This window comes from Vibrio sp. PSi01 (assembly GCF_054960695.1).
In genome coordinates this window covers 578,829-602,750 of the sequence record NZ_JBHNYN010000001.1, presented here as the reverse complement: position 1 = coordinate 602,750, position 23,922 = coordinate 578,829, and the positions used below count along the sequence as shown (strand labels likewise).

23 protein-coding genes are annotated in these 23,922 nt (G+C 43.8%); 13 read left to right on the top strand and 10 right to left on the bottom strand.

Translation table 11 applies throughout. The features are described from left to right. Positions 1-3 precede the first annotated feature (3 nt). The 8 genes from ACFI6G_RS02730 to uspE all read left to right on the top strand — a co-directional run bounded on the left by ACFI6G_RS02730 (position 4) and on the right by uspE (position 6,949). Positions 4-180 carry a CcoQ/FixQ family Cbb3-type cytochrome c oxidase assembly chaperone gene (locus ACFI6G_RS02730; protein WP_009846708.1) on the top strand — a complete coding sequence of 59 codons (177 nt, stop codon included), beginning with the start codon at positions 4-6 and terminating at the stop codon, positions 178-180. Further along, positions 180-1,154 carry a cytochrome-c oxidase, cbb3-type subunit III gene (ccoP, locus tag ACFI6G_RS02725; RefSeq protein WP_010440814.1) on the top strand — a complete coding sequence of 325 codons (975 nt, stop codon included), beginning with the start codon at positions 180-182 and terminating at the stop codon, positions 1,152-1,154. Before ACFI6G_RS02730 ends, ccoP begins: the two co-directional genes overlap by 1 nt. 85 nt (positions 1,155-1,239) lie before the next feature. Then, on the top strand, positions 1,240-1,719 hold the full coding sequence (locus ACFI6G_RS02720) for a FixH family protein (RefSeq protein ID WP_010440816.1): 480 nt from the start codon (positions 1,240-1,242) through the stop codon (positions 1,717-1,719). A 5-nt stretch (positions 1,720-1,724) separates the two neighbouring features. Beyond that, complete coding sequence (locus tag ACFI6G_RS02715) at positions 1,725-4,097, top strand: heavy metal translocating P-type ATPase (protein ID WP_016784891.1); 2,373 nt, start codon at positions 1,725-1,727, stop codon at positions 4,095-4,097. Continuing rightward, entirely contained in the window at positions 4,097-4,369 is a 273-nt protein-coding gene (gene ccoS, locus ACFI6G_RS02710) for a cbb3-type cytochrome oxidase assembly protein CcoS (RefSeq protein ID WP_010440820.1), read from the top strand. Before ACFI6G_RS02715 ends, ccoS begins: the two co-directional genes overlap by 1 nt. Continuing rightward, on the top strand, positions 4,359-5,033 hold the full coding sequence (locus ACFI6G_RS02705) for a sulfite exporter TauE/SafE family protein (RefSeq protein WP_010440823.1): 675 nt from the start codon (positions 4,359-4,361) through the stop codon (positions 5,031-5,033). The genes ccoS and ACFI6G_RS02705 overlap by 11 nt, the downstream gene beginning before the upstream one ends. An 86-nt stretch (positions 5,034-5,119) precedes the next feature. Beyond that, positions 5,120-5,866: an FNR family transcription factor gene (locus ACFI6G_RS02700; RefSeq protein WP_010440825.1), complete on the top strand. Its 747-nt coding sequence runs from the start codon at positions 5,120-5,122 to the stop codon at positions 5,864-5,866. A gap of 132 nt (positions 5,867-5,998) precedes the next feature. Further along, positions 5,999-6,949 carry a universal stress protein UspE gene (gene uspE, locus ACFI6G_RS02695; protein WP_010440827.1) on the top strand — a complete coding sequence of 317 codons (951 nt, stop codon included), beginning with the start codon at positions 5,999-6,001 and terminating at the stop codon, positions 6,947-6,949. Positions 6,950-7,070: 121 nt separating this feature from the next. Here uspE and ttcA read toward each other — a convergent pair whose 3' ends face one another. The 4 genes from ttcA to ACFI6G_RS02675 form a co-directional block, all read right to left on the bottom strand. Next, on the bottom strand, positions 7,071-7,964 hold the full coding sequence (gene ttcA / locus ACFI6G_RS02690; protein ID WP_010440828.1) for a tRNA 2-thiocytidine(32) synthetase TtcA: 894 nt from the start codon (positions 7,962-7,964) through the stop codon (positions 7,071-7,073). A 320-nt stretch (positions 7,965-8,284) separates the two neighbouring features. Beyond that, the gene (locus ACFI6G_RS02685) at positions 8,285-8,935 is read right to left on the bottom strand and encodes a DUF2987 domain-containing protein (RefSeq protein ID WP_462710119.1); all 651 of its coding nucleotides are present in this window, start codon (positions 8,933-8,935) and stop codon (positions 8,285-8,287) included. A gap of 121 nt (positions 8,936-9,056) precedes the next feature. Further along, complete coding sequence (locus ACFI6G_RS02680; protein WP_065100837.1) at positions 9,057-9,905, bottom strand: glucosaminidase domain-containing protein; 849 nt, start codon at positions 9,903-9,905, stop codon at positions 9,057-9,059. Further along, the gene (locus tag ACFI6G_RS02675; protein ID WP_010440834.1) at positions 9,898-10,737 is read right to left on the bottom strand and encodes a DUF2189 domain-containing protein; all 840 of its coding nucleotides are present in this window, start codon (positions 10,735-10,737) and stop codon (positions 9,898-9,900) included. Before ACFI6G_RS02675 ends, ACFI6G_RS02680 begins: the two co-directional genes overlap by 8 nt. Positions 10,738-11,067: 330 nt before the next feature. Here ACFI6G_RS02675 and potA point away from each other — a divergent pair, with 330 nt between their 5' ends. From potA to ACFI6G_RS02650, 5 genes are all read left to right on the top strand, one after another. Further along, the gene (gene potA / locus ACFI6G_RS02670) at positions 11,068-12,183 is read left to right on the top strand and encodes a spermidine/putrescine ABC transporter ATP-binding protein PotA (RefSeq protein WP_010440836.1); all 1,116 of its coding nucleotides are present in this window, start codon (positions 11,068-11,070) and stop codon (positions 12,181-12,183) included. Next, complete coding sequence (potB, locus tag ACFI6G_RS02665; protein WP_462710118.1) at positions 12,167-13,024, top strand: spermidine/putrescine ABC transporter permease PotB; 858 nt, start codon at positions 12,167-12,169, stop codon at positions 13,022-13,024. Before potA ends, potB begins: the two co-directional genes overlap by 17 nt. Then, the gene (gene potC, locus ACFI6G_RS02660; protein WP_010440840.1) at positions 13,024-13,794 is read left to right on the top strand and encodes a spermidine/putrescine ABC transporter permease PotC; all 771 of its coding nucleotides are present in this window, start codon (positions 13,024-13,026) and stop codon (positions 13,792-13,794) included. Before potB ends, potC begins: the two co-directional genes overlap by 1 nt. Before the next feature lie 148 nt (positions 13,795-13,942). Further along, entirely contained in the window at positions 13,943-14,977 is a 1,035-nt protein-coding gene (locus ACFI6G_RS02655; protein WP_010440842.1) for an extracellular solute-binding protein, read from the top strand. Between the two features lie 219 nt (positions 14,978-15,196). Next, positions 15,197-16,234, top strand: coding sequence for an extracellular solute-binding protein (locus ACFI6G_RS02650; protein WP_016767212.1), 1,038 nt, complete (start codon positions 15,197-15,199; stop codon positions 16,232-16,234). A gap of 94 nt (positions 16,235-16,328) precedes the next feature. On the opposite strand, the gene cobB is transcribed toward ACFI6G_RS02650, so the two are convergent. The 6 genes from cobB to ACFI6G_RS02620 all read right to left on the bottom strand — a co-directional run bounded on the left by cobB (position 16,329) and on the right by ACFI6G_RS02620 (position 23,915). Beyond that, a complete protein-coding gene (gene cobB, locus ACFI6G_RS02645) occupies positions 16,329-17,063 on the bottom strand; it encodes a Sir2 family NAD+-dependent deacetylase (protein ID WP_010440846.1) in 735 nt (244 codons plus the stop codon). 256 nt (positions 17,064-17,319) lie between these two features. Then, the gene (locus ACFI6G_RS02640) at positions 17,320-18,540 is read right to left on the bottom strand and encodes an ammonium transporter (protein ID WP_016768064.1); all 1,221 of its coding nucleotides are present in this window, start codon (positions 18,538-18,540) and stop codon (positions 17,320-17,322) included. Positions 18,541-18,952: 412 nt separating this feature from the next. Continuing rightward, entirely contained in the window at positions 18,953-19,369 is a 417-nt protein-coding gene (locus ACFI6G_RS02635; protein WP_010440849.1) for a hypothetical protein, read from the bottom strand. After that, entirely contained in the window at positions 19,353-20,426 is a 1,074-nt protein-coding gene (locus ACFI6G_RS02630; RefSeq protein WP_016768065.1) for a formate dehydrogenase subunit gamma, read from the bottom strand. Before ACFI6G_RS02630 ends, ACFI6G_RS02635 begins: the two co-directional genes overlap by 17 nt. A gap of 13 nt (positions 20,427-20,439) precedes the next feature. Next, positions 20,440-21,048, bottom strand: a complete 609-nt coding sequence (gene fdh3B, locus ACFI6G_RS02625) for a formate dehydrogenase FDH3 subunit beta (protein ID WP_010440854.1) — start codon at positions 21,046-21,048, stop codon at positions 20,440-20,442. An 11-nt stretch (positions 21,049-21,059) separates the two neighbouring features. Further along, a complete protein-coding gene (locus ACFI6G_RS02620; RefSeq protein WP_010440856.1) occupies positions 21,060-23,915 on the bottom strand; it encodes a formate dehydrogenase subunit alpha in 2,856 nt (951 codons plus the stop codon). Positions 23,916-23,922 lie beyond the last annotated feature (7 nt).

Genomic DNA, 23,922 nt, shown 5'->3' with positions numbered 1-23,922 from the left:
ATTATGGATATTATTACATTTCAAAGTGTTTGGACTGTTACTGTTTTTGCTTGTTTCATTGGCATCGTTTGGTGGGCATATGGCAAGAATCGTAAATCACGTTTCGACGAAGACGCGAACCTTGTGTTCGCAGACGACGAGCCGGCAACAAGTTCTAAAAATCAAGGAGTGACAAAGTAATGAGTACATTCTGGAGTATCTGGGTTAGTGCGATTACGATTGGTACCCTAATTGGTTGTGCGGTCTTACTTCGTTGGTGTTTTAAAGATAGAACAGGCGTAGAAGAAGGTCATGATATGGGCCACGAATACGATGGTATTCGCGAGCTTAATAACCCACTACCAAAATGGTGGACATACCTTTTCATCAGTACAATTGTGTTTGCAGCGGTTTACCTTGCTCTATACCCTGGCCTTGGCAACTTTAAAGGCCTACTCGGTTGGACAAGTTCAAACCAAGAAGTTCGCAGTATCGAAGAGTCTCGCTCTTCAATCGCTGCGGCTCAAGCAAACAAACAATTAGACGAGTACGCGAAAGAGCTTGATGATGCTAACACCTACTTTGGTGAAGCGTTCAAAAAGCTAGCTCACGACGAAAATGGTTTACGTTCTGTCCCTGATATTGCATCAGACTCTGACGCAATCAAAGTAGGCCAACGTTTATTCTTGCAAAACTGTTCTCAGTGTCACGGCTCTGATGCTCGTGGTCAGAAAGGTTTTCCTAACCTAACTGATGACGCATGGCTATATGGTGGTGAACCACAAGCTATCGTTACGACGATCATGCACGGTCGTGTTGGTCAAATGCCAGCGTGGAAAGACGCTCTAGGCGAGCAAGGTGTTAAAGAAGTAGTTAGCTATACTCTTAGCCTTTCTGGTCGTAGTGTTAATGTACGTGAAGCTGAAGCAGGTAAAGCACGTTTCGTCGTGTGTGCTGCATGTCACGGTACTGATGGTAAGGGTAACCCTGCAGTAGGTGCACCTGACCTAACAGACCGCGATTGGTTGTTCGGCGATTCTCGTGCTGATGTAACTGAAACAGTAATGAACGGACGTTCTGGCGTAATGCCCGCTTGGAAAGATATTCTAGGCGAAGACAAAGTTCAGCTTGTTGCATCGTACGTTTGGAGCTTAAGCAACTCGGATAATAAGTAACATTTCAATAACAGCCTCTTTCTAAGGGGCTGTCTTTCCTTTATTTTATAACCCCTTCTTTTTATTCTTTTTTGAGATATTTTTTATGGTAAAGCCTTGGTATAAACAGTTTTGGCCGTGGTTCTTAATCGCGTTGCCGGCGACAGTTGTGATTTGGACGATTATGACGGTGATTGTGTTCACTCAAAACTCTGTCGATTTAGTGACTGAGGATTACTATAAAAAAGGAAAAGGCATTAACGTCGATATTTCAAAAGTAAATATTGCAAAGGAACTCGGCCTATCAGCTACCGTTAACGAGAAAGGTAACTCAGTTGTCATTACTCTCGACAAAGGTAAGCTTGACCACTTCCCTGCTATTAACGCTATGTTCGTGCACAGAACATTGCCTGACCGCGATTTCACGCAGCTTCTTACTGCTGATGCGAAGGGTAACTATACGCTGACTCTAGACCACGAAATGCAAGGTCCATGGTTTATTGAACTATCTCCGCATGACTCTGAATGGTTGGTGCAAGGCCGCATGAACTTTCCTATTGATACACCTACTCAACTAACGAATTAAAGCTTATGTGTGAATCCTGTTATCACTGCGGTGAAGATGTACCAGCGGAAACGGATTTTGAAGTTGAGATTCTAGGATCGGCTCGTAAGATGTGTTGTCCGGGCTGCGAGACCGTAGCTCAGACCATCGTTGATAGCGGTTTGGTTTCTTATTATCAATACCGCACCGCTCCAGCTGAGAAAGCTGATCTTGTGCCAGAGCAACTTCTAGCACTCAGTCATTATGATAATGAAGATGTTCAATTAGAGTTCGTTCGTAACTCAGAAAACACCTCAGAAGTGACGCTGTCACTTGATGGTGTGTCTTGTGCTGCCTGTGCATGGCTGATTGAGAAGCAAGTATCCTCAAAACATGGTGTTGGCAGTATTCGTGTAAATACAACCACTAATCGTGCTTTGCTTAGCTGGGATAATACGCAAGTGAAACTTAGCGAGTTGTTATCGGCAATACATACACTAGGTTACAAAGCTGCACCTTTTGAAGCCGATCAACAAGAAGCCGCCTATCATCGCTCGATGAAAAACTATCTCTATCGTCTTGGTGTTGCTGGTTTGGCGACCATGCAAGTCATGATGTTGGCTGTGGCACTTTATCTTGAAGTGTTTGGTAGCTTGGAACCTGAATTCAAAAGTTACTTCCGCTGGGTTAGTTTGATCTTTGCAACGCCTGTACTGCTCTATTCTGCGTTACCTTTCTATGTCAATGCTTGGCGCAGTATTAAAGGCCGAACACTGGGTATGGATGTTCCGGTGTCGATCGCTTTGCTATTTGCCTACATCGCGAGTTTAGTGGCAACGGTAACCGAGCAAGGTGAAGTATTCTTCGAATCGATTTCGATGTTCACCTTCTTTTTATTGCTTGGCCGTTTCCTTGAAATGCGAGCACGCCGAAAAGCTGCGGCTGCGAGCGGAAACCTACTAAAGCTAGTTCCTGCTATGGCGACAACGCTAGACGGTGAACAAGTTCCGGTTAAAACTTTGAAGGTTGGCGATCAAATTCGCGTTCTACCGGGTGAACATATTCCCGCAGATGGCAAAGTATTGTCTGGCAGAATTCATATCGATGAATCCATGCTGACAGGCGAATCTATCCATGTGTTTAAGAATGAGGGTGATACGGTCTTCGCTGGTACATTGAATGGCGATGAATCGTTTGAATTGGAAGTGATGACGTCAAAAGCGGACTCAGTGATTTCCAATATAGTTCGCCTTCAAGATGAAGCTCAACTTTCTAAACCTAGAATTGCTGAAATTGCCGATGTAGTGGCTAGATATTTTGTGGCGGTAATTTTAATTATCTCATTCGGTACCTGGTTTTACTGGCACCAAACACGTCCAGAAGATGCTTTCTGGATCATGCTTTCAGTTTTAGTAGCGACGTGCCCTTGTGCTCTCTCTCTTGCGACACCTACAGCGATTACGTGTTCAACTTCCCGCATGGGTAACTTCGGTATTTTGCTGCGCAAAGGCCACGTATTTGAAACGCTTTGCAAAGTGAATCACTTGATCATTGATAAGACGGGAACCTTAACTGAAGGTGATATTCGTATCAGCCAAGTTGAAACTTTTGCAAATCTCGATAAAGACACTTGTTTACAAATAGCAGCTAGTCTCGAACAACACGCTAACCACCCTATTGCCAAAGCGTTCAAAGCCTTCATTGCAGATGATGTTGAAGTTGAATCTGTTAACAACGTGATTGGCTCAGGCATCACTGGTGAATGGAACGGACAAAAAGTTGCGATTGGCAGTAGCGAGTTTATTCTAGGTGAATCTCAACCATCTAAAAGCAATGGTATTTATTTGTCGATGACAGGTCGTCATATCGCAACGTTTACTTATGAAGACCCAATTCGTAAAGAAAGTATTGAGTTTATAAAAAAGTTCAAAGAAGCAGGTATCAAAACTACGTTGCTTACTGGGGATTCTTTGATTAACGCGAAACCTGTTGCGGAAGAAATTGGTATTGCCGATATTGTTGCTAACGCGAAACCAGAAGATAAGCTTGCTTACCTCAACTCTAGAGACGCAAGCGACATCACAATGATGGTTGGCGATGGCATTAATGATGCGCCTATCCTTGCTGGCGCCCACCTATCCGTTGCGATGGGTGGTGGTACGGATGTAGCGAAAGCCTCGGCTGACATGGTGCTCTTAGGTGATAAACTCGATAGATTACTTAAGTCGCGTACATTGGCACTAAAAACGCGTAAGATAATCCGTGAAAACTTAGCGTGGTCATTGGGATACAACTTACTTATCCTTCCACTGGCTGTCGCAGGTTTGGTTGCTCCATACATTGCCGTTGTTGGCATGTCTGCTAGCTCTATTATTGTTGTGTCTAACTCGTTAAGGCTTTTAAAAGAGCAAGGTAAATAATGGAAAGTTTATATATCCTCATTCCAATCGCGATCGTGCTTGTTTGTATCGCTGTCGGAATCTTTCTATGGGCCGTTAAAAGTGAGCAGTTTGAAGACCTTGAACGCCAAGGCCACAATATTCTTTTTGATGAAGACAGCCATGCTCACAATAACTCCGACAGCAAACCTGTTGTGAAAAGAAAAGCCGAAGTGATTACTCTTACCTCTGAGGAAAATCACGTTGACTTAGAAATCCAAACAGACTTAGAAAAAAAGAATGATGACGCCTGATTGGATCGGAGCCTTTCTTGTTGGGTTGATCGGTGCAGGCCATTGCATGGGAATGTGTGGTGGTATTGCTTCGCTTCTATCGATTGGCAACGCTAAACCTTCTCCTTTCATTCCCCTACTTTACAACCTCGGCCGTTTATCAAGTTATGCCGTTATTGGCGGTCTGATTGGTGGTGCCATTTCTTCTATTGGACAGTTGAGCGATTTCAATACCTTGTTAGCTTGGCTTCGCCTGTTTGCTGCGGTGTTCATGATCATCTTGGGACTATATATTGGTAAGTGGTGGTTTGGTTTGCTGTTCTTTGAAAAAGTTGGGCAAAAACTATGGCGCTATATATCTCCTCTTGGGAAATCATTTTTGCCGCTAAAACACCCTAGTCATGCGTTGCCGTTTGGCTTCATTTGGGGTTGGTTACCATGTGGCCTTGTTTACTCAATGCTTACGTGGGCTGCGGTATCAGGAAGTTGGTATAACGGAGCGGGAATTATGCTCGCATTTGGCTTAGGCACTCTTCCTGCCATGTTAACGGTGGGAATGGGCGCTAGTTTTCTCAAGAAACTGCAACAAGCTGACTTATTTCGCCAACTAGGCGCAATTTTAATCCTCATTTATGGCATCTATAGCGGATATATGGCGCTACAGCTCATTATTTATACCGTATAGAGCTTCCTTTAATCCGGTTTTTTTACTACCCAACCGGGTGAAGGAATGCTAAAATATTGACGTATATCAAATAGTGAAAGATTGTTATGATTTCTGAAAAGCCTGTGACGAAACGAGTTCAGTCTGGTGGCTGTGCAATCCACTGCCAGGATTGTAGTATTAGCCAGCTCTGTATCCCATTTACTTTGAATGAATCTGAACTCGATCAACTTGATCAGATCATTGAGAGAAAGAAACCTATTCAAAAAGGCCAAGAGCTATTTAAAGCCGGCGACGAGCTTAAATCTCTATACGCTATTCGCTCTGGAACGATCAAGAGCTACACGATTACCGAACAAGGTGATGAGCAGATTACTGCATTCCACCTAGCGGGCGATCTTGTTGGCTTTGACGCGATTACGGGTGATGTACACCCTAGTTTCGCTCAAGCACTAGAAACTTCTATGGTATGTGAAATTCCATATGAGATTCTTGATGACTTGTCAGGGAAAATGCCTAAATTGCGTCAGCAAATTATGCGCTTGATGAGTAATGAAATTAAAGGTGACCAAGAAATGATTCTGCTTCTTTCTAAGAAGAACGCGGAAGAACGTCTTGCAGCATTCCTTTACAACCTTTCTACACGCTTCTCTCAACGTGGTTTCAGCCCTAGAGAGTTCCGCTTAACGATGACTCGTGGCGACATTGGTAACTACTTAGGTCTAACTGTCGAGACAATTAGCCGTCTTTTAGGTCGTTTCCAAAAAGCAGACATCTTGAGCGTTAAAGGCAAATACATCACTATCGAAGATCACGATGCGCTGATGGAACTTGCTGGCGTTTCAAAAGAATAGTCTAGATATCAATGATGTAGTTCAATAATGAGCTACATCATGTTTCTCTCTTAAAACCTCTTATATTTCTCTTAATCTCCCCATAACTACGCTACATTATTTATATGTTCGGTCTAAAAAGTAGGCTTAGTTATGAGTATCTATAACAAAATTCTAGTTGTCGCAGACATTAATCACGATGAGCAACCTGCTCTGGTTCGTGCTATCCAACTCGCCAAGAAAAGCACTTCAACGAGTCGTATCACTTTCTTTTTGTCTATCTATGATTTCTCATATGAGATGACATCGATGCTTTCTGTCGACGAAAGAGACGCAATGCGCAAAGGTGTCATTCATCAGCGTGAGATCTGGATGAATAAAGTCGCAGAACCTTACCTTGATGATGCTATCGAATTCAACGTTCAAGTGGTCTGGCATAATCGCCCTTATGAGGCCATCATTGCAGAAATCTACAGTGGTGAGCACGATATTTTGATCAAAGGCACGCGTAAGCACGATACCTTAGAATCCGTGATCTTCACTCCAACGGATTGGCATCTATTGCGAAAATGCCCTAGCCCAGTGCTACTGGTTAAGAATGAGTTCTGGCCAGAGCATGCGAAGATTTTTGCTTCCGTTCACGTAGGTTCTGAAACTGAAGCTCACTTAGAGCTTAATGATACAATGGTCGACCGATTACTTGAGATCACTGGTCGTTTGGATGCTGAACCGTTCTTGGTTAACGCCTACCCGGTCACACCAGCGAATATCACAATCGAATTGCCCGAGTTTGACCCAACCTCTTATACTGATGCAGTTCGTGGCCATCACTTAACCGCGATGAAAGCACTACGCCAGAAACACGGTATGTGTGAAGAGCAAACCGTGGTTGAGCAAGGCTTGCCTGAAGATGTTATCCCACGTGTTGCGTCTGAAAACAGCGCTGCGATGGTTATTCTTGGTACAACTGGCCGTACTGGCTTGTCTGCTGTGTTTATCGGTAACACCGCGGAACATGTTATCGACAAGATTAACTGTGACGTGTTGGCTCTTAAACCGTCAGGTTACGTGAGCCCACTAGACCCTAACCTTTCGAAAGGTTAAGTCAGCGGCAAATTTAACTTATAAAAAACGCCTCAAGCATTGCTTGAGGCGTTTTTGTTTATCTAGAGCTGTGCCATTCCAAATACAGAATGGTTAACATCGTCTTTATCGACTCAAATGGCTAAACATTCGTTACGTCGATGAACATAGACTCATCAATGTTTGAAGATGAAATTTCAGCTTCTTCGAATTCGTACGCTTTACGGTCTTCACTACGGTCTAGTGGAAGATTCACGAAGTCAAACAACTCGCGGTCAGCTAGTTGGCTTGGGCTTACGTTTTGAATTGACTTGAAGATCTTCTCAACACGACCTGGCGTTTTAGTATCCCAATCAATTAGCATTGCTTTAATGTTCTGACGCTGTAGGTTCTCTTGAGAGCCACACAGGTTACAAGGAATAATCGGAAACTCTTTGTGCTCAGCGTATTGGATTAGGTCCGTTTCACGGCAGTAAGTCAGTGGACGAATAACAACGTTACGTCCATCATCTGAACGAAGCTTTGGTGGCATAGCCTTTAAGCGTGCACCGTGGAACATATTCAGGAACATGGTCTCAACGATGTCGTCCAGGTGGTGACCTAGTGCGATCTTAGTTGCGCCAATCTTTTCTGCGAACGAGTACAAAGTACCACGACGAAGACGAGAACATAGGCCACACGTTGTTTTGCCTTCTGGCACTTTCTCTTTAACCACTGAATACGTATCTTTATCTACGATGTAGTAAGGAATGTTCAGCGTTTCAAAATACTCAGGAAGAATGTGTTCAGGGAACCCAGGTTGTTTTTGATCTAGGTTTACTGCCACAACATCAAATTTGATCGGTGCTGCTTCACGTAAACGTAGCAAAATGTCTAGCATCGCAAATGAATCTTTACCACCACTAATACATGCCATTACCACGTCATTCTCTTCGATCATGTTGTAGTCGATGATGGCATTTCCAACATTTCTTCTCAGACGTTTCTGAAGTTTGTTGAATTCAAGTGTTTCTTTTCTATTATCGTTTTGGTTCATTGCGACTCTCACACCGTCGTATTACCGACTGTAGATTGCTAGTGGGACTGTTTTAGGGCGTGGATTATACGGATTTTTATTTCATGTTGAAATAGTAACGGTAGGATAAACAAGCTGAGTAATAGAAAGTTTCTGCTTTTATTATTCGATAAGCTCCCTAAACGGCTAGAGAAACGCGTCTAGGCCAGATTTAGGTTTGTATTGCTGATAAAGAAAAGCAGCCTGCTCTAATTCGACGGGGCTGCTTAAGGGTATGTCATGAAAGCTTAGGGGAAGGATTCTGCTAACGCTTACCCCATTAACAAAGATTCCGTTTAAAATTATTGCGCGGGAATGTACGGCAATACGCGAACCGTTGGCTCTGGGAACGTGATGCTGTCACTACCGTTCAGCTCTTCTAAAGTGAATTTAGCACGCCCTTGTGTGATTGGGATTTGCTTACCGTTAGACAGCGCGATGTTGCCTTCAAGCTTGTTATCAAATTCCAAGGTTAACCCTTCAACATCTGGCGTGAACCAACTAGAGAACATGCCGCTGACGTCTTCTAACATCGCTTGCATCTGTGGTAACAGGCTTTCCAGTAGTGCAACCTCAACTGTTCCAGCCAAAGGTTCTTGAGTCATTACAACCAAAGAATACGCACACTCTTGCTCTTGAGTTTGAACAAAGATAAGCGGGTTTGCTGAACGAAGGTTTTGATCTACAGGTAAAAGTAGTTCATGTGTTGGAGACACTTTTAGCTCTTCGTAGTGCTCTTCTTTTTCCATCCACGCTTTGCTGATGTGGCAGATTGTTTGAGCTTGTTGATCAACAAAGAAGACCGCAACTTTGACGTCATCGTGCCCTTCTTTGGTATTGTTCTTAAGTTGTGTGTAGAGCTTAGAATACGTGAACATGTACTCTTGCGCTGCAGCGGGTAAAGAGACCCCAAGGCTTAATGAGGCTAATAAAGCGAGTGCTGTCTTTTTCATTATTATAATCTTGTTGAAGTTGAGCGTTTATAAATAGAAAGAGCAGCCATGAGCTGCTCTTTATGTAATGCCGATTGGTCATAACCTACTATGAAAGGCAACCAACTGATATCAAATCGAGTTACTTTTTCCAGTATACCGCGTTATGACGGATCATAGCTTGTAAATCAGTCACATAGTCTGAACCTCGCTCAGAATATTTTAACAAGCCATTGGTGAGCTCTGTCGCTGTTTCAGTTGTTAAAATATCATCACCTTGTACAGCAAGTTTTGCACGAATCGCTCTTAGATCGGCGTAAGCACGGTTGCGATTAAGGTTCATGAAGTAACGGTGTACGGATTCTTGGCTTGAAGAGAATGTGGCGACTTCATGAGAGCTACCTTCGTTACGTTGTAGCGGAACAAGGCCACAGCCCTTGGTGTAACACCAGTGTCCGAAATAGTTATTCGCTTTAGTGGCGAAGCGCGATGTCCCCCAAGCCGACTCATTTGCTGCCTGTGTCAGTACAAGCGCCTCTGGCAGTACGTTTACGCGGTTCAGCATTTCAGTTAGCCAAGATTGATCTAAACCTGAAGATGGCACTGGTAAACTGTACAATTTCCCTAGCCTTTTTGCATACGACGTACCTTCAGCGTCAATATTACTCAAACCTGACTCTGAAATCTTGGTCAAAAATACACGCTCTTTCGTAATACGTTTATTTTCAATATTGATGCTTGGACGTAAGAACGAAAAGAAAGTGTCTTTTTTCTCGTTTACATCTTCGATAGCAGCAAAATCAGGTGTGCTTGAAGAAACCGACAAGTCACCAAATTGATTGATTGAATTAGAACTTTGCTCTGTTGTGCGTCGACGCTCTTCTTCTTGGTAAATGTATGGGCCAACTAATGAGATAGAACCAACGATCGCCAGTGCGGTTACTTTTAACGCCAGAGATTTTCCAACGCCTGCTTGAGCATTATTACGCATCGAACACCTGTGGATTTTTGTTGTTATCGTCGCTGTTACTGTTGTTGCCATCATTGTTACTGTCGTCATCGTTACTTGGACGATCTGACGCAATAAGCTTCAACTTGATGCCAAACATTTCACGATAAAGAATACCTTTCACGTGGAAAAAGAATGGAAGTACGAAGATCAAACCAATGCCGTACATCATCGCTGCAACAATAAACATCAACATCACCATTAAATAAATAGACGCAACGGTGAAGATTTTCTTATTTACTGCTCGTAGAGAAAGCAATAAAGATTGCATAGGAGGCACTTTCTTATCACAAATCAACAGAATTGAATGGCTGAAAGCTAATGAGAAGTAGATAGAAAGAAACGGTAATAGCATACCTGCGATACCTTGCAACATTAGGCTGAACAAGGTCACTAAGATGACAGGCACAGTAAATTGCAAACCTTTACCAATATGACGCGTTTTGGTTCGCAAGCCTGCCGCATGGCTCATTGCCATTAGGCTGATGCCTGCGTAAATAGGTGCACTCACTACTTCATAGCTAAAGTTAGCAATGAAAATAGATTCAACAATCTGTGGTGTAAACGCTTCTGGGTCGATAACGGCATCTAGGATGATGGCAGGATCACCCAGTTGTAATTTCAATGCTATATAGAAAATAGCCAGTTGCACGAACATAAGAGCAACAATCGCAGGAGAAAACGAAAGAAAGTGACTAACGGTATGCTTCCAAGCTTCTTGGAATACAGCTGTTGCTTTAAGCTCATAATCCCCTGAAAGAGCACGGTTGATATTACCGCCTAAATTAAAATCTTTTTCGATGTCGTTGTTCATAATGATACCTAGGTGTGCTTACTTTATCGAAGCTACCTAACTTATTGATAAAAAATTGGCTTCATTATACTCATATGTCGAATACAAACTAAAATATGAATCTGTAACAAGCCTTGCTTTTATGCCTTAATGGTTAATAATTAGACACTTATTAGGATGTAAACCTTGTAAATTACAGTATGGTAAAGGATGTTTACTTTTACCTGCGAAATTTTTTGTCTTCTAATAACAAAAAAGGCTTTGAATTCACGTTTTTGGTGATTATGATGCGCGCCTTAAAAGTGTATAGCAACAGGTCTCAAAAAGAACCAAGGTGGAGAAAAACAGACGTTGAACGCTAAAAAATCAGTAGGAAAGCCAGTCGTACAGCTTACTGGCATTAGTAAAAGTTTCGATGGCAAAGAAGTCATCGGCAATCTTGATCTAAATGTAAATCATGGTGAGTTTCTCACGATCTTAGGCCCATCAGGTTGTGGTAAAACAACCGTACTAAGAATGATTGCGGGTTTTGAAACGGCAGATAGTGGTCAAATATTATTAGCTGATCAGAATGTAACACAAGTTCCTGCTGAACAAAGGCATGTTAACACTGTATTCCAAAGCTATGCCCTATTCCCACATATGACCGTTTTCGACAATGTGGCGTTTGGCTTACGCATGCAGAAAGTTCCAAGTACCGAGATTGAACCTCGCGTAATGGACGCTTTGAAAATGGTGCGCTTAGAACAAATGGCACAACGAAAGCCACACCAGTTATCTGGTGGTCAACAGCAACGTATCGCAATCGCTCGTGCTGTCGTTAATAAGCCTAAAGTTCTTTTACTGGACGAATCTCTTTCTGCTCTTGATTACAAACTTCGTAAACAAATGCAGATCGAACTTAAGCAACTGCAACGCCAACTTGGTATCACGTTTATTTTTGTAACACATGACCAAGAAGAAGCGTTGTCCATGTCAGACCGTATTATAGTTATGCGTGATGGTGTGATTGAACAAGATGGAACACCAAGAGAAATTTACGAAGAGCCTAAGAACTTATTTGTTGCTCGTTTCATTGGTGAAATTAACGTATTCGAAGCGACAGCGAAATCTCGTCAAGATGAAAAACGCATTGTTGCGACAATCGAAGGTGAAGAATCAATTATCTATCACGATAAAGACGTAACACCGGGCCAAAAACTGCAAGTATTGCTTCGCCCTGAAGATCTTCGTATCGAAGAAATCAAAGAGTCGGAGCAACGCGGTATTGTTGGCCACATTGTCGAGCGAACCTATAAAGGAATGACACTAGATTCAGTGGTAGAACTTGAATCTGGTATGCGTGTCATGGTTAGCGAATTCTTCAACGAAGATGACCCTGATGTTGATCACTCACTGGGCCAAAAAGTTGCAGTAACTTGGGTTGAGAGCTGGGAAGTGGTACTAGAAGATGAGCAAGAAGTTTAATTTACAAAGCGCGATTGTTGCTTTAGTTACAGGGTGGCTGGTTTTGTTCGTGATGATTCCAAACATCATGATCATCGGGACGAGCTTTTTAACTCGTGATGAAGCAAACTTGATCGAGATGACTTTCACTCTCGATAACTACTTGCGTTTGGCTGACCCGCTGTATTTTAAAGTGTTAATGCACTCTTTCTATATGGCAATTGTCGCAACCCTACTTTGTTTAATTGTTGGTTACCCGTTCGCTTACATCGTGGCAAAAATGCCTGTGAAGTGGCGTCCGATCATGTTGTTCCTAGTGATAGTGCCATTCTGGACTAACTCTTTGATTCGTACATACGGATTGAAGATTGTACTGGGTACGCAAGGTGTCTTAAACAAAGGCTTGTTAGCGTTAGACATTATCGATAAGCCGCTACGTATCATGTACTCAGAAACAGCAGTAATGATCGGTTTGGTGTATATCCTACTTCCGTTTATGATTCTGCCGTTGTATTCAGCGATTGAAAAACTGGATGATACGTATTTAGAAGCCGCGAAAGATTTAGGCGCGAACAAACTGCAAACGCTATTGAAAGTGGTACTTCCTTTGACAATGCCAGGCATCATCGGTGGTTGTTTATTAGTACTTCTTCCTGCGTTAGGCATGTTCTACATCTCTGACCTATTAGGCGGAGCTAAAAACCTATTGATTGGTAATGTGATTAAGAGCCAGGTGCTCAACGCTCGAGACTGGCCGTTTGGCGCAGCGACGAGTATCGCACTGACCATGGCAATGGCTGTGATGCTGTATGCCTACTACCGAGCAGGTAAGCTATTGAACAAGAAAGTGGAGCTAGACTAATGGGTCGCACAGTTAAGTTCAGCTTTATGGCGCTGGTATACGCCTTTCTATACCTACCTATTGTCGTATTGATTGCTAACTCGTTTAATGCCAATAAGTTTGGTATGAAATGGGGTGGTTTCACGACTAAATGGTATGACGCGCTTATTAACAACGACAGCCTAATGCAGGCAGCATGGCACTCGATCAACGTAGCGGTATTCTCAGCAACAGCTGCCACAATTGTAGGGAGCCTAACTGCGGTTGCCCTATTCCGTTACCAGTTTAAAGGTAAAGGCATCGTCAATGGCATGTTGTTCATCGTGATGATGTCACCAGATATCGTAATGGCGATTTCGCTTCTTGCGCTATTCTTGGTAATGGGTGTACAACTTGGGTTCTTTACCCTGCTTGCAGCACATATTACTTTCTGTTTGCCGTTTGTTGTTGTAACGGTCTACAGTCGCTTGAATGGCTTTGATGTGAAGATGCTAGAAGCCGCAAAAGACTTAGGGGCAAGCGAGTGGACGATTCTAAAACAGATCATCCTTCCACTTGCTAAGCCAGCGGTTGCTGCGGGTTGGTTATTGAGCTTCACTCTGTCTTTGGACGATGTGATCATAAGCTCTTTCGTAACTGGCCCAACCTATGAAATATTACCACTGAAGATTTACTCAATGGTTAAAGTGGGTATCTCTCCTGAGGTCAACGCCCTAGCAACAGTGATGTTAGTGGTGTCGTTAGTACTGGTGATTATTTCCCAGTTGTTAGCAAGAGAGAAAATCAAGTAAGTCTCCTACTCTATACAAAGGCTGACTTGATAAGAAGTTAAGATACTTGAAGTTTAACAAAAGTGTTATTCATAAACAGAATGGTAAATTGCCATTCTGTTTTTCTATCTACTGCCTTCGGGCAACGTTTAGTTTGGAGCTAACGTCAATGAAAAAATGGGCTACTCTATTAGCTGGTAGTGCATGTGCGCTTTCAATGTTATCTGCACCATCGTTTGCAAAAGATAACAAAGAGTTGGTATTCATGAACTGGGGACCTTACATCAACAGTGAGATCTTAGAACAGTTCACTGATGAAACTGGCATCAAAGTGATTTACTCGACTTACGAATCGAATGAAACTTTGTACGCAAAATTGAAAACGCACAATAAAGGTTACGACCTTGTGGTTCCTTCAACTTACTTCGTGTCTAAAATGCGCGACGAAGGCATGCTTCAAAAGATCGACAAAACCAAGCTAAACAATTTTGCGAACCTAGATACAAATTACTTAGATAAGCCATATGACCCGAACAACGACTACTCTATTCCACATGTTGTCGCTATTACGGGCCTAGCTGTTAACACTGATATGTACGATCCAGAAGATTTCCAAAGCTGGGCTGATTTATGGAAGCCTGAGCTTGAAGGTCAACTGATGATGATGGACGACACTCGTGAAGTGTTCCACATTGCGCTACGTAAGTTAGGTTACTCTGGTAACACAACAAACGAGAAAGAGATCGACGAAGCCTACGCTGAGCTAAAAAAGCTAATGCCAAACGTTCTAGTATTTAACTCAGACAACCCAGGCTCGCCTTACATGTCTGGTGAAGTGGGTCTTGGTATGCTGTGGAACGGTTCTGCTGCTGCTGCGCAAAACGAAGGTCTACCAATTCAATTGGTTTTCCCTAAAGAAGGTGGCATCGGTTGGGTTGATAACTTTGCCATCAGTTCTGGCGCGGTAAACGTAGAAGCAGCTCATAAGATGATCGACTTCCTACTTCGCCCTGAAATTGCTGAGCAAATCTCTCGTGATACAGGCTACCTAACAGCCGTTAAAGCGTCTAATGAGAAGTTCAAAGACAGCCCGGCTCTGTTCCCATCGCAAGAAGACCTTGACCGCGTTGAATGGCAAGCTGCGGTTGGCGACAAGACTGTGAAGTACGAAGATTACTTCATGAAGCTTAAAGCCGGCCAGTAAATTAACTCGTTTGGCCGTTATCCAATTGGTTGTAAGCCACTGGTTTACATAACAACCCAACCTAGATAATCAATAAGTTAAAAAGAAGAATAACAATGAACAGGCAGCTTAGGCTGCCTATTTTGTTATATCACTGCTATAATATAGCGCGATTTTTAGAAATCCTTTTACTTTGGGTTCACTACCCAGCTCCAAATCAAACAAATGAACGGAACAGTAATGAAAAAAACACTGTATACCGGCGCATTGTGTGCTGCTACTTTACTTTCTACACCCTCTTTCGCAGCTGACCAAGAACTGTATTTTTACAACTGGTCTGAATATATTCCAAATGAAGTTTTAGAAGACTTCACAGAAGAGACTGGCATCAAAGTCTATTACTCAACTTATGAGTCTAACGAAAGCATGTACGCTAAGTTAAAAACTCAAGGTACGGGTTACGACTTAGTGGTTCCTTCTACTTACTTCGTTTCTAAGATGCGTAAAGAAGGCATGCTTCAAGAGCTTGATAAAACTAAGCTAAGCCACTTTGCTGATTTGGATCCAAATTACTTAGATAAGCCATTTGACCCAAACAACAACTACTCGATCCCATACATCTGGGGCGCAACGGGTATTGGTATCAACTCAGATATGCTAGACAAGTCTTCAGTTAAAAACTGGGGCGATCTGTGGGATACGCAGTGGGAAGGTCAATTGATGATGATGGATGACTCTCGTGAGGTTTTCCATATCGCTCTATCTAAACTGGGCTACTCTCCAAACACGACTAACCCTGAAGAAATCAAAGAAGCCTACGAAGAACTTCGTAAGCTAATGCCAAACGTATTGGTATTTAACTCAGATTTCCCAGCGAACCCTTACCTAGCTGGTGAAGTGTCTCTTGGTATGCTTTGGAATGGCTCTGCTTACATGGCACGCCAAGAAGGCGCAACGATTGACATTATCTGGCCAGAAAAAGGCGCTATCTTCTGGATGGACAGCCTAGCAATTCCAGCAGGTGCTAAGAACACTGAAGCGGCTCATAAGATGATCGACTTCCTTCTTCGCCCAGAGAACGCTGCGAAAATTGCTCTAGAGATCGGTTACCCAACGCCAGTTAAAACAGCTTACCCTCTTCTTCCGAAAGAATTTTCTGAAGATAAGAACGTTTTTCCACCACAGTCAGTAATGGATAACGGTGTATGGCAAGATGAAGTTGGTGAAGCGAGCGTTATCTACGACGAGTATTTCCAAAAACTTAAAGTAAATAACTAAGTTTTTGTTAGGTAATCAGTTAAGTAAATAAAGCGGCGTAAGCCGCTTTATTTTTTCAGATTAAGAAACTGATGTGCTTTATTAAAGACAAGGCCTAGGCCGTTAAAGAACCCTTCTCTGTACATAATAATTCACCCACCAGTTTAGGCACTTCAATGCTTGCCTTACCGTAACGCTTCTCTTCAAACTCACTCTCTACTGCACTTGGTTCAAGGTTGATTTCTATTGTATGTGCACCATGCATTTTCGCATCATGTACAAATCCTGCCGCTGGGTAGACGACGCCAGATGTACCAATCGAGATAAAAAGGTCTGCTTCTTCTAATGCCGAGTAGATATCCCCCATTCTTAATGGCATTTCACCAAACCAAACAATATGTGGACGCATCTGTGCGGGAATCTGACAGCAGTGACAAAGCTCGCCTGTCTCGATGTTGTCTTTATGGTCGATAACCTGATTCGACTCACTGCAGCGCGCTTTAAGCAGTTCACCGTGCATGTGAATAATGTTGTTGCTACCGCCTCTCTCGTGCAGATTGTCGATATTCTGTGTGATGATTGTTACTTTTCCATCAAGTTTGTCTTCAAGCTCGCCTAGCGCCTTATGGGCCGAATTTGGTTGGATGTTTTCGCTTTGCAGGCCGTGACGACGCTTGTTATAGAACGCTTGTACCAAATCCGGATCTTTCTCGAACCCTTCAGGTGTCGCAACGTCTTCGATTTTATGGTTTTCCCATAATCCGTCTTGTGCTCGGAATGTTTGTATTCCTGATTCCGCAGAGATGCCGGCGCCAGTAAGAATTACGATATTTCGATATGGGAAATGCATATAACGTCCTTTTCAATATGTCACTTTGTAACAGCTTAGCACTGTTCAAATTCCAACAATAGTTTTAGGGATTAGACCATAGTCTTAGCCAACTGAATTCATTAGTTATTTGTGACAGAACTCGCTTGTCTATCATTTGGCTCTGTTATTAAAACTCTTAGTTGTTTTCACCAGACACAAAAAAAGCGACCGAAGCCGCTTAGTTTTTTCACTGATATTGATTCGAAGAGTCTATGAATCTTCGAAGTGACCAACGTTAGTCTTCGTTGATCGATGAGATCTTATGAATTGAAAGGTCAGCACCGTTGAATTCATCTTCTTCACTCAAGCGTAGACCTGTCACTTTGCTAAGTACGCCATAAACAATCAAAGCGCCAATCAGAGCAACAGCGATACCCGCTAATGTACCAACAACCTGAGACGCGAAACTCACACCCCCTAGCCCCCAGAATGCTTGCTGACCGAAGATACCTGCCGCAATGCCACCCCAAGCGCCACATACGCCGTGTAGAGGCCAAACACCCAGTACATCATCAATCTGAGTTTTGTTTTGCATGTAAGTAAATAAGTAAACAAACAGCGCGCCTGCCACGCCGCCAGTCACTAAAGCGCCAAGTGGGTGCATTAAGTCAGAACCGGCACAAATAGCGACTAAGCCAGCCAAAGGTCCATTATGGATGAAGCCTGGGTCATTTTTACCTGCGACTAGAGCCGCAAGAATACCGCCAACCATTGCCATTAATGAGTTCATCGCTACTAGGCCACTGATCCCATTAATAGCTTGAGCAGACATCACGTTAAAGCCAAACCAACCTACGCATAAAATCCAAGAACCTAACGCTAAGAATGGAATGTTCGATGGCGCGAAGTTGGTGTGCTTACCTGCACGGATTCGACCTCTGCGCATGCCAAGGAAGTAAACTGCGACCAATGCAATCCAACCGCCAACACCGTGAACCACAACAGAGCCTGCGAAGTCATGGAATCCATAACCAAACTGATTTTCTAGCCAAGCTTGGAAACCAAAATTGCCGTTCCAGATGATGCCTTCGAAGAATGGGTAAACGAAACCAACGGTAAACAAAGTTGCGATAAGGATTGGATAGAAACGAGCACGCTCTGCAATACCACCAGAAACAATGGCAGGAATGGCGGCTGCAAACGTCATTAAGAAAAAGAACTTAACCAACTCATACCCATTGCCTTGCGATAACGTCTCTGCGTCAGCAAAGAAATGCGCGCCGTAAGCGACCCAATAACCGATAAAGAAATAAGCTATAGCAGAGACGCCAAAATCAGAGAGGATTTTAACTAATGCATTAACTTGGTTTTTCTTTCTTACTGTACCAACTTCCAAAAATGCAAAGCCTGCGTGCATTAAGAAGACCATGATCGCGCCTAATAATAGAAATAGAGTGTCTGAACTCTGCGTCAAGCTTTCTACTGCGCTATTAACTTGGGTAACCGTTTGACTCATTAAAGCTTTCTCCCTTAGCTTTGTCTCAATTGCACTAGATTCGTGCGAATTGATGCTGCAATTAATTAAAGACTCAACAGTAAACGCAAGATGCGTTCCAACTTGGTTACGCAAAAAACGTGCAACAGAGTTTGATTTTAAGTTATTGATTTTTCGTGGTTAATTTCTAAAGTGCACTTTATTGGTTCTCAGAGAGAGAAAATATTTGATAACTGATTGCACCAATTGAGGGATTTGCACTATATTGATGCGGTCATTGTAGGGCATTAGATCAGTTACCTAGCGACCAAACGACAAAAAGCCCAGAGAAATGAATCACTGGGCTTTTAATGTCTTTCGCTGATTAGAGTTAACTCATCGACAAAGGAGTTATTATCGAGTTTGGTAACCTAAACGACTTACATATAAACGCTTAAAGGTTTGGACCTGTTGTCGGGTTTTGCGGTAGGTTTTGACTTAAACGCTGCATGCCTTGATACATACGAATAAACCAAACCACAATCGCCACACCACCAAATAACATGCCTACATATGGAATGTAGTAAGCGATGTCATCGATAATATGGTTTTGATACCAGTAATCGTTCACACCGATCAATACGCCGTTAGAGGTCGCTACCGTGACGATAAGCACAACAAAAAACGTCAGGTTCAAGAAGAACGAGCGAATCAAGCCGTAGTAATGGGTATCCACGACTTCGCCGTCTTCGCCTTTATCTAAACGATAGCCCGCGTAGATAATGGCAATCACACCAGAGAGAAGACAAGTAAATGGTGTAAAGCAGCTTAGGATGTAAGCAACCCAAATACCCTTATGAGGTTTGTTCATTCTTATTCACCCCTTCCGTTTTCTCTGTTGCTACGTTAGCGCTTTGTTCAACGCCGTTTTTCTCTTGTTCCATCACTTCTTTGTACCAAAGGTCATGGTGCTCTTTAGCCCAGGTTTCATCAACTTCGCCTGTTACCATACCTTCTAATGCGCCTTCCATACCGAACAAACCGATATAAATGTGGAACACAAAGCCACAAATAAGGATAAGAGCGGCGATCATATGAACAAGGTTTGAAAGTTCCATATGGCGGCGTGTTTGACCGAATATTGGGAAATCCAACACCAAACCACTGATTGCCGCCACACTGCCCATCACAATTAACAGCCAAAACAGCGCTTTTTCACCCGCGTTCGAGAATTCTGCCGATGGATGAGAACCTTTATGTTTCCCGACCATACCACCCAGTTTGATGAACCACTGGACATCCACCATCTTAAATATCGACTTGCGCCACCACTTGATAAGAACAGCCATCAACAGCACATAGAAAATCGGGCCGATGTAGTTGTGGTATTGCTTCGCCAATAGAACGATAAAGCCCCAAAGGTCAGTTGGAATGTAGGGTTTCAAAAAGTGCTTGCCGTAAACCAACATCAAACCACTGAACGCGAGCGTTAAGAAAGTAAACGCCATGCTCCAGTGCAACGCACGATCCAGTCGAGACCAACGTTTGATCTTACGACCCGTTCTTGGCGCACTTAGCATTAATGGGCCAATCACAACATACATTAAAGTAACGAAAGCAATACTACCAAAGATAGCGACAGCACCGGCTGGTGACATCCACTTCTCTTTCAATATGTACCACGTTTGACCTGGAGTACTGATCAACACACCGTGCTCAGCAGATTGAGAGGTGGTGTAACCTTCCTCACCGTTTCTTACTTGTCGCCAAAAATCAGCGCCAGCAAGTTGTGTGATTTCTCTTTCAGCAGAGCTCGATTGAGTTTGTGATGAGTTTGTCTCAGATGCATGACTCAAAGGAGACAGCATTGTTAGTGCTGCCAACATCGGCAGCACAACAAGGAAGAGACGCTTAAACATTGTAAGCATATGTCTCTCCTAACTAGCTCTTCATCGCATCGTAAGAAAGGTCGTTGCCGTCTGTCCAACCAGCACCTTTCGCACCACGCTCAACAACACGCTGACGGAAGATATCAGAGACTTGCTCAGCATCACCTGCAAGCAGCGCTTTTGTTGAACAAAGCGAAGCACACATTGGCAGCTTGCCTTCAGCAATACGGTTCGCACCGTACTTCTGACGCTCTTCTACAGAACCTGGCTCTGTTTCAGGGCCGCCAGCACAGAAGGTACATTTGTCCATCTTACCGCGCTCACCAAATGCTTCCTGTTTAGGGAATTGAGGTGCGCCAAACGGACAAGCAAACAAGCAGTAACCACAACCGATACATAGATCTTTATTGTGAAGTACGATGCCGTCTTCTGTATGTTCAAAACAGTCTGCAGGGCAAACTGCCATACAAGGTGCATCAGTACAGTGCATACATGCTACTGAGATAGAGTTTTCACCCGGTTCACCGTCGTTCAGTGTTACAACGCGGCGACGTTGAATACCCCATTCCAGAGCATCATCATTTTCATTCTTACATGCAGTGACACAACCGTTACATTCAATACAACGTTTGGTGTCACAAAGAAATTTCATTCTAGCCATTTTAAGACTCCTTACGCTTTACGAATATTACAAAGGGTTACTTTCGTTTCCTGCATCAACGTGACAGGGTCGTAACCATATGTGGTTGCGGTATTGGCTGATTCACCAATAACGTAAGGATCAGTGCCTTCAGGGTACTTAGAACGCAAATCTTCGCCTTCGAACTTACCACCGAAGTGGAACGGCAAGAACGCTAAACCCGGTTTAACACGACGAGTCACCATCGCTTTGACCTTGATACGGCCTTTCTCTGCACCTTCAACCCAAACATCATCGCCATCTTTGAAGCCAATGTCGTTTGCGTCTTTCGGGTTCACTTCAACAAACATCTCTTGTTGAAGTTCTGCTAGCCAAGGGTTAGAACGTGTTTCTTCACCACCACCTTCGTACTCAACCAGACGACCAGAAGTCAGAATGATTGGGTATTCACCAGACTTGTCTTGGTCTTGAATTGACTTGTACAACGTAGGAACACGGAAAATCGCTTCTTTGTCATCCCAAGTTGGGTAATCAGCAACAAGGTCACGACGTGGTGTGTAAAGTGGCTCACGGTGCAGAGGTACGCGATCTGGGAATGTCCAAACAATTGCACGTGCTTTCGCATTACCAAACGGGATACAACCATGCTTGATAGCCACACGTTGGATGCCACCAGAAACGTCGGTCTTCCAGTTCTTACCTTCCGCTGAAGCTTTCTCTTCTGCGGTTAGATCGTCCCACCAACCCAGTTGCTTCAGAAGTTTGTCACTGAATTCTGGGTAACCGTCTTTGATTTCGCTGCCTTTCGAGTAGCTGTCTTCCGCCAAGATACTTTGACCTTCGAACTCCACACCGAAACGAGTACGGAAGTTACCGCCGCCCTCTGCTACCGGTTTAGACGTATCGTAAAGGATGTGCGTACCTGGGTGTTTCATTTCTGGGTTGCCCCAACATGGCCACGGAAGACCGTAAGTCTCGCCATTTGCTGGACCGCCTTCTGCTGCAAGCGTGGTTTTGTGGAACGTGTGCCAGTTTTGTTGGTGCTCTTTCAAACGTTCTGGGCTTTGACCTGTGTAGCCGATTGTCCACATACCCTTGTTGAATTCACGAGTGATGTCTTCAATCAGTGGTTGGTTGTTCTCAACACGGATGTTTTTGAACAACTGATCAGAGAAACCAAGCTTCTTAGAAAGAAGGTACATAATTTCGTGGTCAGGTTTAGATTCGAACAGAGGATCAACAACCTTGTCACGCCACTGTAGAGAACGGTTTGACGCCGTTACACTGCCGTAGGTTTCAAATTGAGTGGTTGCTGGAAGCAAGTAAACGCCGTCGGAGCGATCGTTCATTACTGCCGCGACTGTTGGGTATGGGTCAACAATAACCATCATATCCAGCTTCTGCATCGCCTTCTTCATCTCTGGACCACGAGTCTGAGAGTTCACCGCGTGACCCCAGTAGAACATGGCGCGGATGTTTTCGCGTTGGCGAATCTTGTCTTTGTCTTCAAGCACGCCATCAACCCAACGAGAGACAGGAATACCTGCACTGTTCATTGGTTTTTGACCGCCGTATGCGTTGTCGTCAAAGCGTCCTTTGATCCAGTCAAAGTCAACTTCCCAGACTTTAGACCAGTGACGCCAAGAACCTTCAGACAAGCCGTAGTAGCCTGGAAGTGTGTCAGACAGTACGCCAAGGTCAGTTGCGCCTTGTACGTTATCGTGTCCACGGAAAATGTTTGCACCGCCGCCTGATTTACCGATGTTACCTAGCGCAAGCTCAAGGACACAGTAAGCACGTGTGTTGTTGTTACCAGTAGTATGTTGAGTACCACCCATACACCAAACAATACACCCTGGGCGGTTTTCAGAAAGTAGTTTCGCAGTTTGGTAAACGTCTTCTTCGCTTACGCCTGTCACACGTTCAACTTCTGCTGGGTTCCATTTCGCCACTTCTTCACGGATTTCTTCCATACCGAATACACGTTGGCGAATGAACTCTTTGTCTTCCCATTGGTTTCCAAATACATGCCATAAGATGCCCCAAATGAAGGCAACATCTGAACCCGGGCGAAGAGAAACATAGTGATCAGATTTCGCAGCAGTACGCGTACGACGAGGATCCGCAACTACGATTTTACAGTTGTTCTTCTCTTTCGCGATCAGGATGTGTTGCATCGCAACCGGGTGAGCTTCTGCAGGGTTCGAGCCAATGAATAGCATTGATTTACAGTTGTGCATGTCATTGAACGAGTTTGTCATCGCACCGTAACCCCAAGTGTTCGCAACACCGGCTACTGTGGTTGAGTGACAAATACGAGCTTGGTGGTCAACGTTGTTTGTTCCCCACAAAGACGCCATCTTACGGAATGCGTAAGCTTGCTCGTTACTGTGTTTTGCACTGCCGAGGAAGTAAACCGAATCAGGGCCAGATTCCTTACGCAGTTCTAGCGCCTTGTTGCCGATTTCTTCAATCGCTTGTTCCCAGGAAAGCTTCTTCCACTTACCGCCTTCCAATTTCATTGGGTACTTAAGACGACGTTCACCGTGGCCGTGCTCACGTAGTGCTGCACCTTTCGCACAGTGTCCACCAGCGTTAAATGGGTGATCGAAAGCAGGCTCTTGACCCGTCCATACACCATTTTGAACTTCAGCGTAGATACCACAACCTACGGAGCAGTGAGAACAGATAGTACGTTTTACTTCTGTTTTCGCTTCTGGGTCGACTGATTTAGCCTGTGCTTTCTTCATCATGCCCGGTGCGAATAGACTTGCGCCTACCACTGCGCCACCAGCAGCAAGTGAAGTGTTTTTCATGAAGGCGCGACGAGACACACCTAGCTGATTGGTTTCTTTGCTCACACTATCGGAGCGTTTGACAAGTTTCATCCGTTAT

Bases quoted from the DNA above. Each gene is read 5' to 3' on its own strand.
- ACFI6G_RS02730 (WP_009846708.1), top strand. From the start codon at position 4: ATGGATATTATTACATTTCAAAGTGTTTGGACTGTTACTGTTTTTGCT.
- ccoP (WP_010440814.1), top strand. From the start codon at position 180: ATGAGTACATTCTGGAGTATCTGGGTTAGTGCGATTACGATTGGTACC.
- ACFI6G_RS02720 (WP_010440816.1), top strand. From the start codon at position 1,240: ATGGTAAAGCCTTGGTATAAACAGTTTTGGCCGTGGTTCTTAATCGCG.
- ACFI6G_RS02715 (WP_016784891.1), top strand. From the start codon at position 1,725: ATGTGTGAATCCTGTTATCACTGCGGTGAAGATGTACCAGCGGAAACG.
- ccoS (WP_010440820.1), top strand. From the start codon at position 4,097: ATGGAAAGTTTATATATCCTCATTCCAATCGCGATCGTGCTTGTTTGT.
- ACFI6G_RS02705 (WP_010440823.1), top strand. From the start codon at position 4,359: ATGACGCCTGATTGGATCGGAGCCTTTCTTGTTGGGTTGATCGGTGCA.
- ACFI6G_RS02700 (WP_010440825.1), top strand. From the start codon at position 5,120: ATGATTTCTGAAAAGCCTGTGACGAAACGAGTTCAGTCTGGTGGCTGT.
- uspE (WP_010440827.1), top strand. From the start codon at position 5,999: ATGAGTATCTATAACAAAATTCTAGTTGTCGCAGACATTAATCACGAT.
- ttcA (WP_010440828.1), bottom strand. From the start codon at position 7,964: ATGAACCAAAACGATAATAGAAAAGAAACACTTGAATTCAACAAACTT.
- ACFI6G_RS02685 (WP_462710119.1), bottom strand. From the start codon at position 8,935: ATGAAAAAGACAGCACTCGCTTTATTAGCCTCATTAAGCCTTGGGGTC.
- ACFI6G_RS02680 (WP_065100837.1), bottom strand. From the start codon at position 9,905: ATGCGTAATAATGCTCAAGCAGGCGTTGGAAAATCTCTGGCGTTAAAA.
- ACFI6G_RS02675 (WP_010440834.1), bottom strand. From the start codon at position 10,737: ATGAACAACGACATCGAAAAAGATTTTAATTTAGGCGGTAATATCAAC.
- potB (WP_462710118.1), top strand. From the start codon at position 12,167: ATGAGCAAGAAGTTTAATTTACAAAGCGCGATTGTTGCTTTAGTTACA.
- potC (WP_010440840.1), top strand. From the start codon at position 13,024: ATGGGTCGCACAGTTAAGTTCAGCTTTATGGCGCTGGTATACGCCTTT.
- ACFI6G_RS02655 (WP_010440842.1), top strand. From the start codon at position 13,943: ATGAAAAAATGGGCTACTCTATTAGCTGGTAGTGCATGTGCGCTTTCA.
- ACFI6G_RS02650 (WP_016767212.1), top strand. From the start codon at position 15,197: ATGAAAAAAACACTGTATACCGGCGCATTGTGTGCTGCTACTTTACTT.
- cobB (WP_010440846.1), bottom strand. From the start codon at position 17,063: ATGCATTTCCCATATCGAAATATCGTAATTCTTACTGGCGCCGGCATC.
- ACFI6G_RS02640 (WP_016768064.1), bottom strand. From the start codon at position 18,540: ATGAGTCAAACGGTTACCCAAGTTAATAGCGCAGTAGAAAGCTTGACG.
- ACFI6G_RS02635 (WP_010440849.1), bottom strand. From the start codon at position 19,369: ATGAACAAACCTCATAAGGGTATTTGGGTTGCTTACATCCTAAGCTGC.
- ACFI6G_RS02630 (WP_016768065.1), bottom strand. From the start codon at position 20,426: ATGCTTACAATGTTTAAGCGTCTCTTCCTTGTTGTGCTGCCGATGTTG.
- fdh3B (WP_010440854.1), bottom strand. From the start codon at position 21,048: ATGGCTAGAATGAAATTTCTTTGTGACACCAAACGTTGTATTGAATGT.
- ACFI6G_RS02620 (WP_010440856.1), bottom strand. From the start codon at position 23,915: ATGAAACTTGTCAAACGCTCCGATAGTGTGAGCAAAGAAACCAATCAG.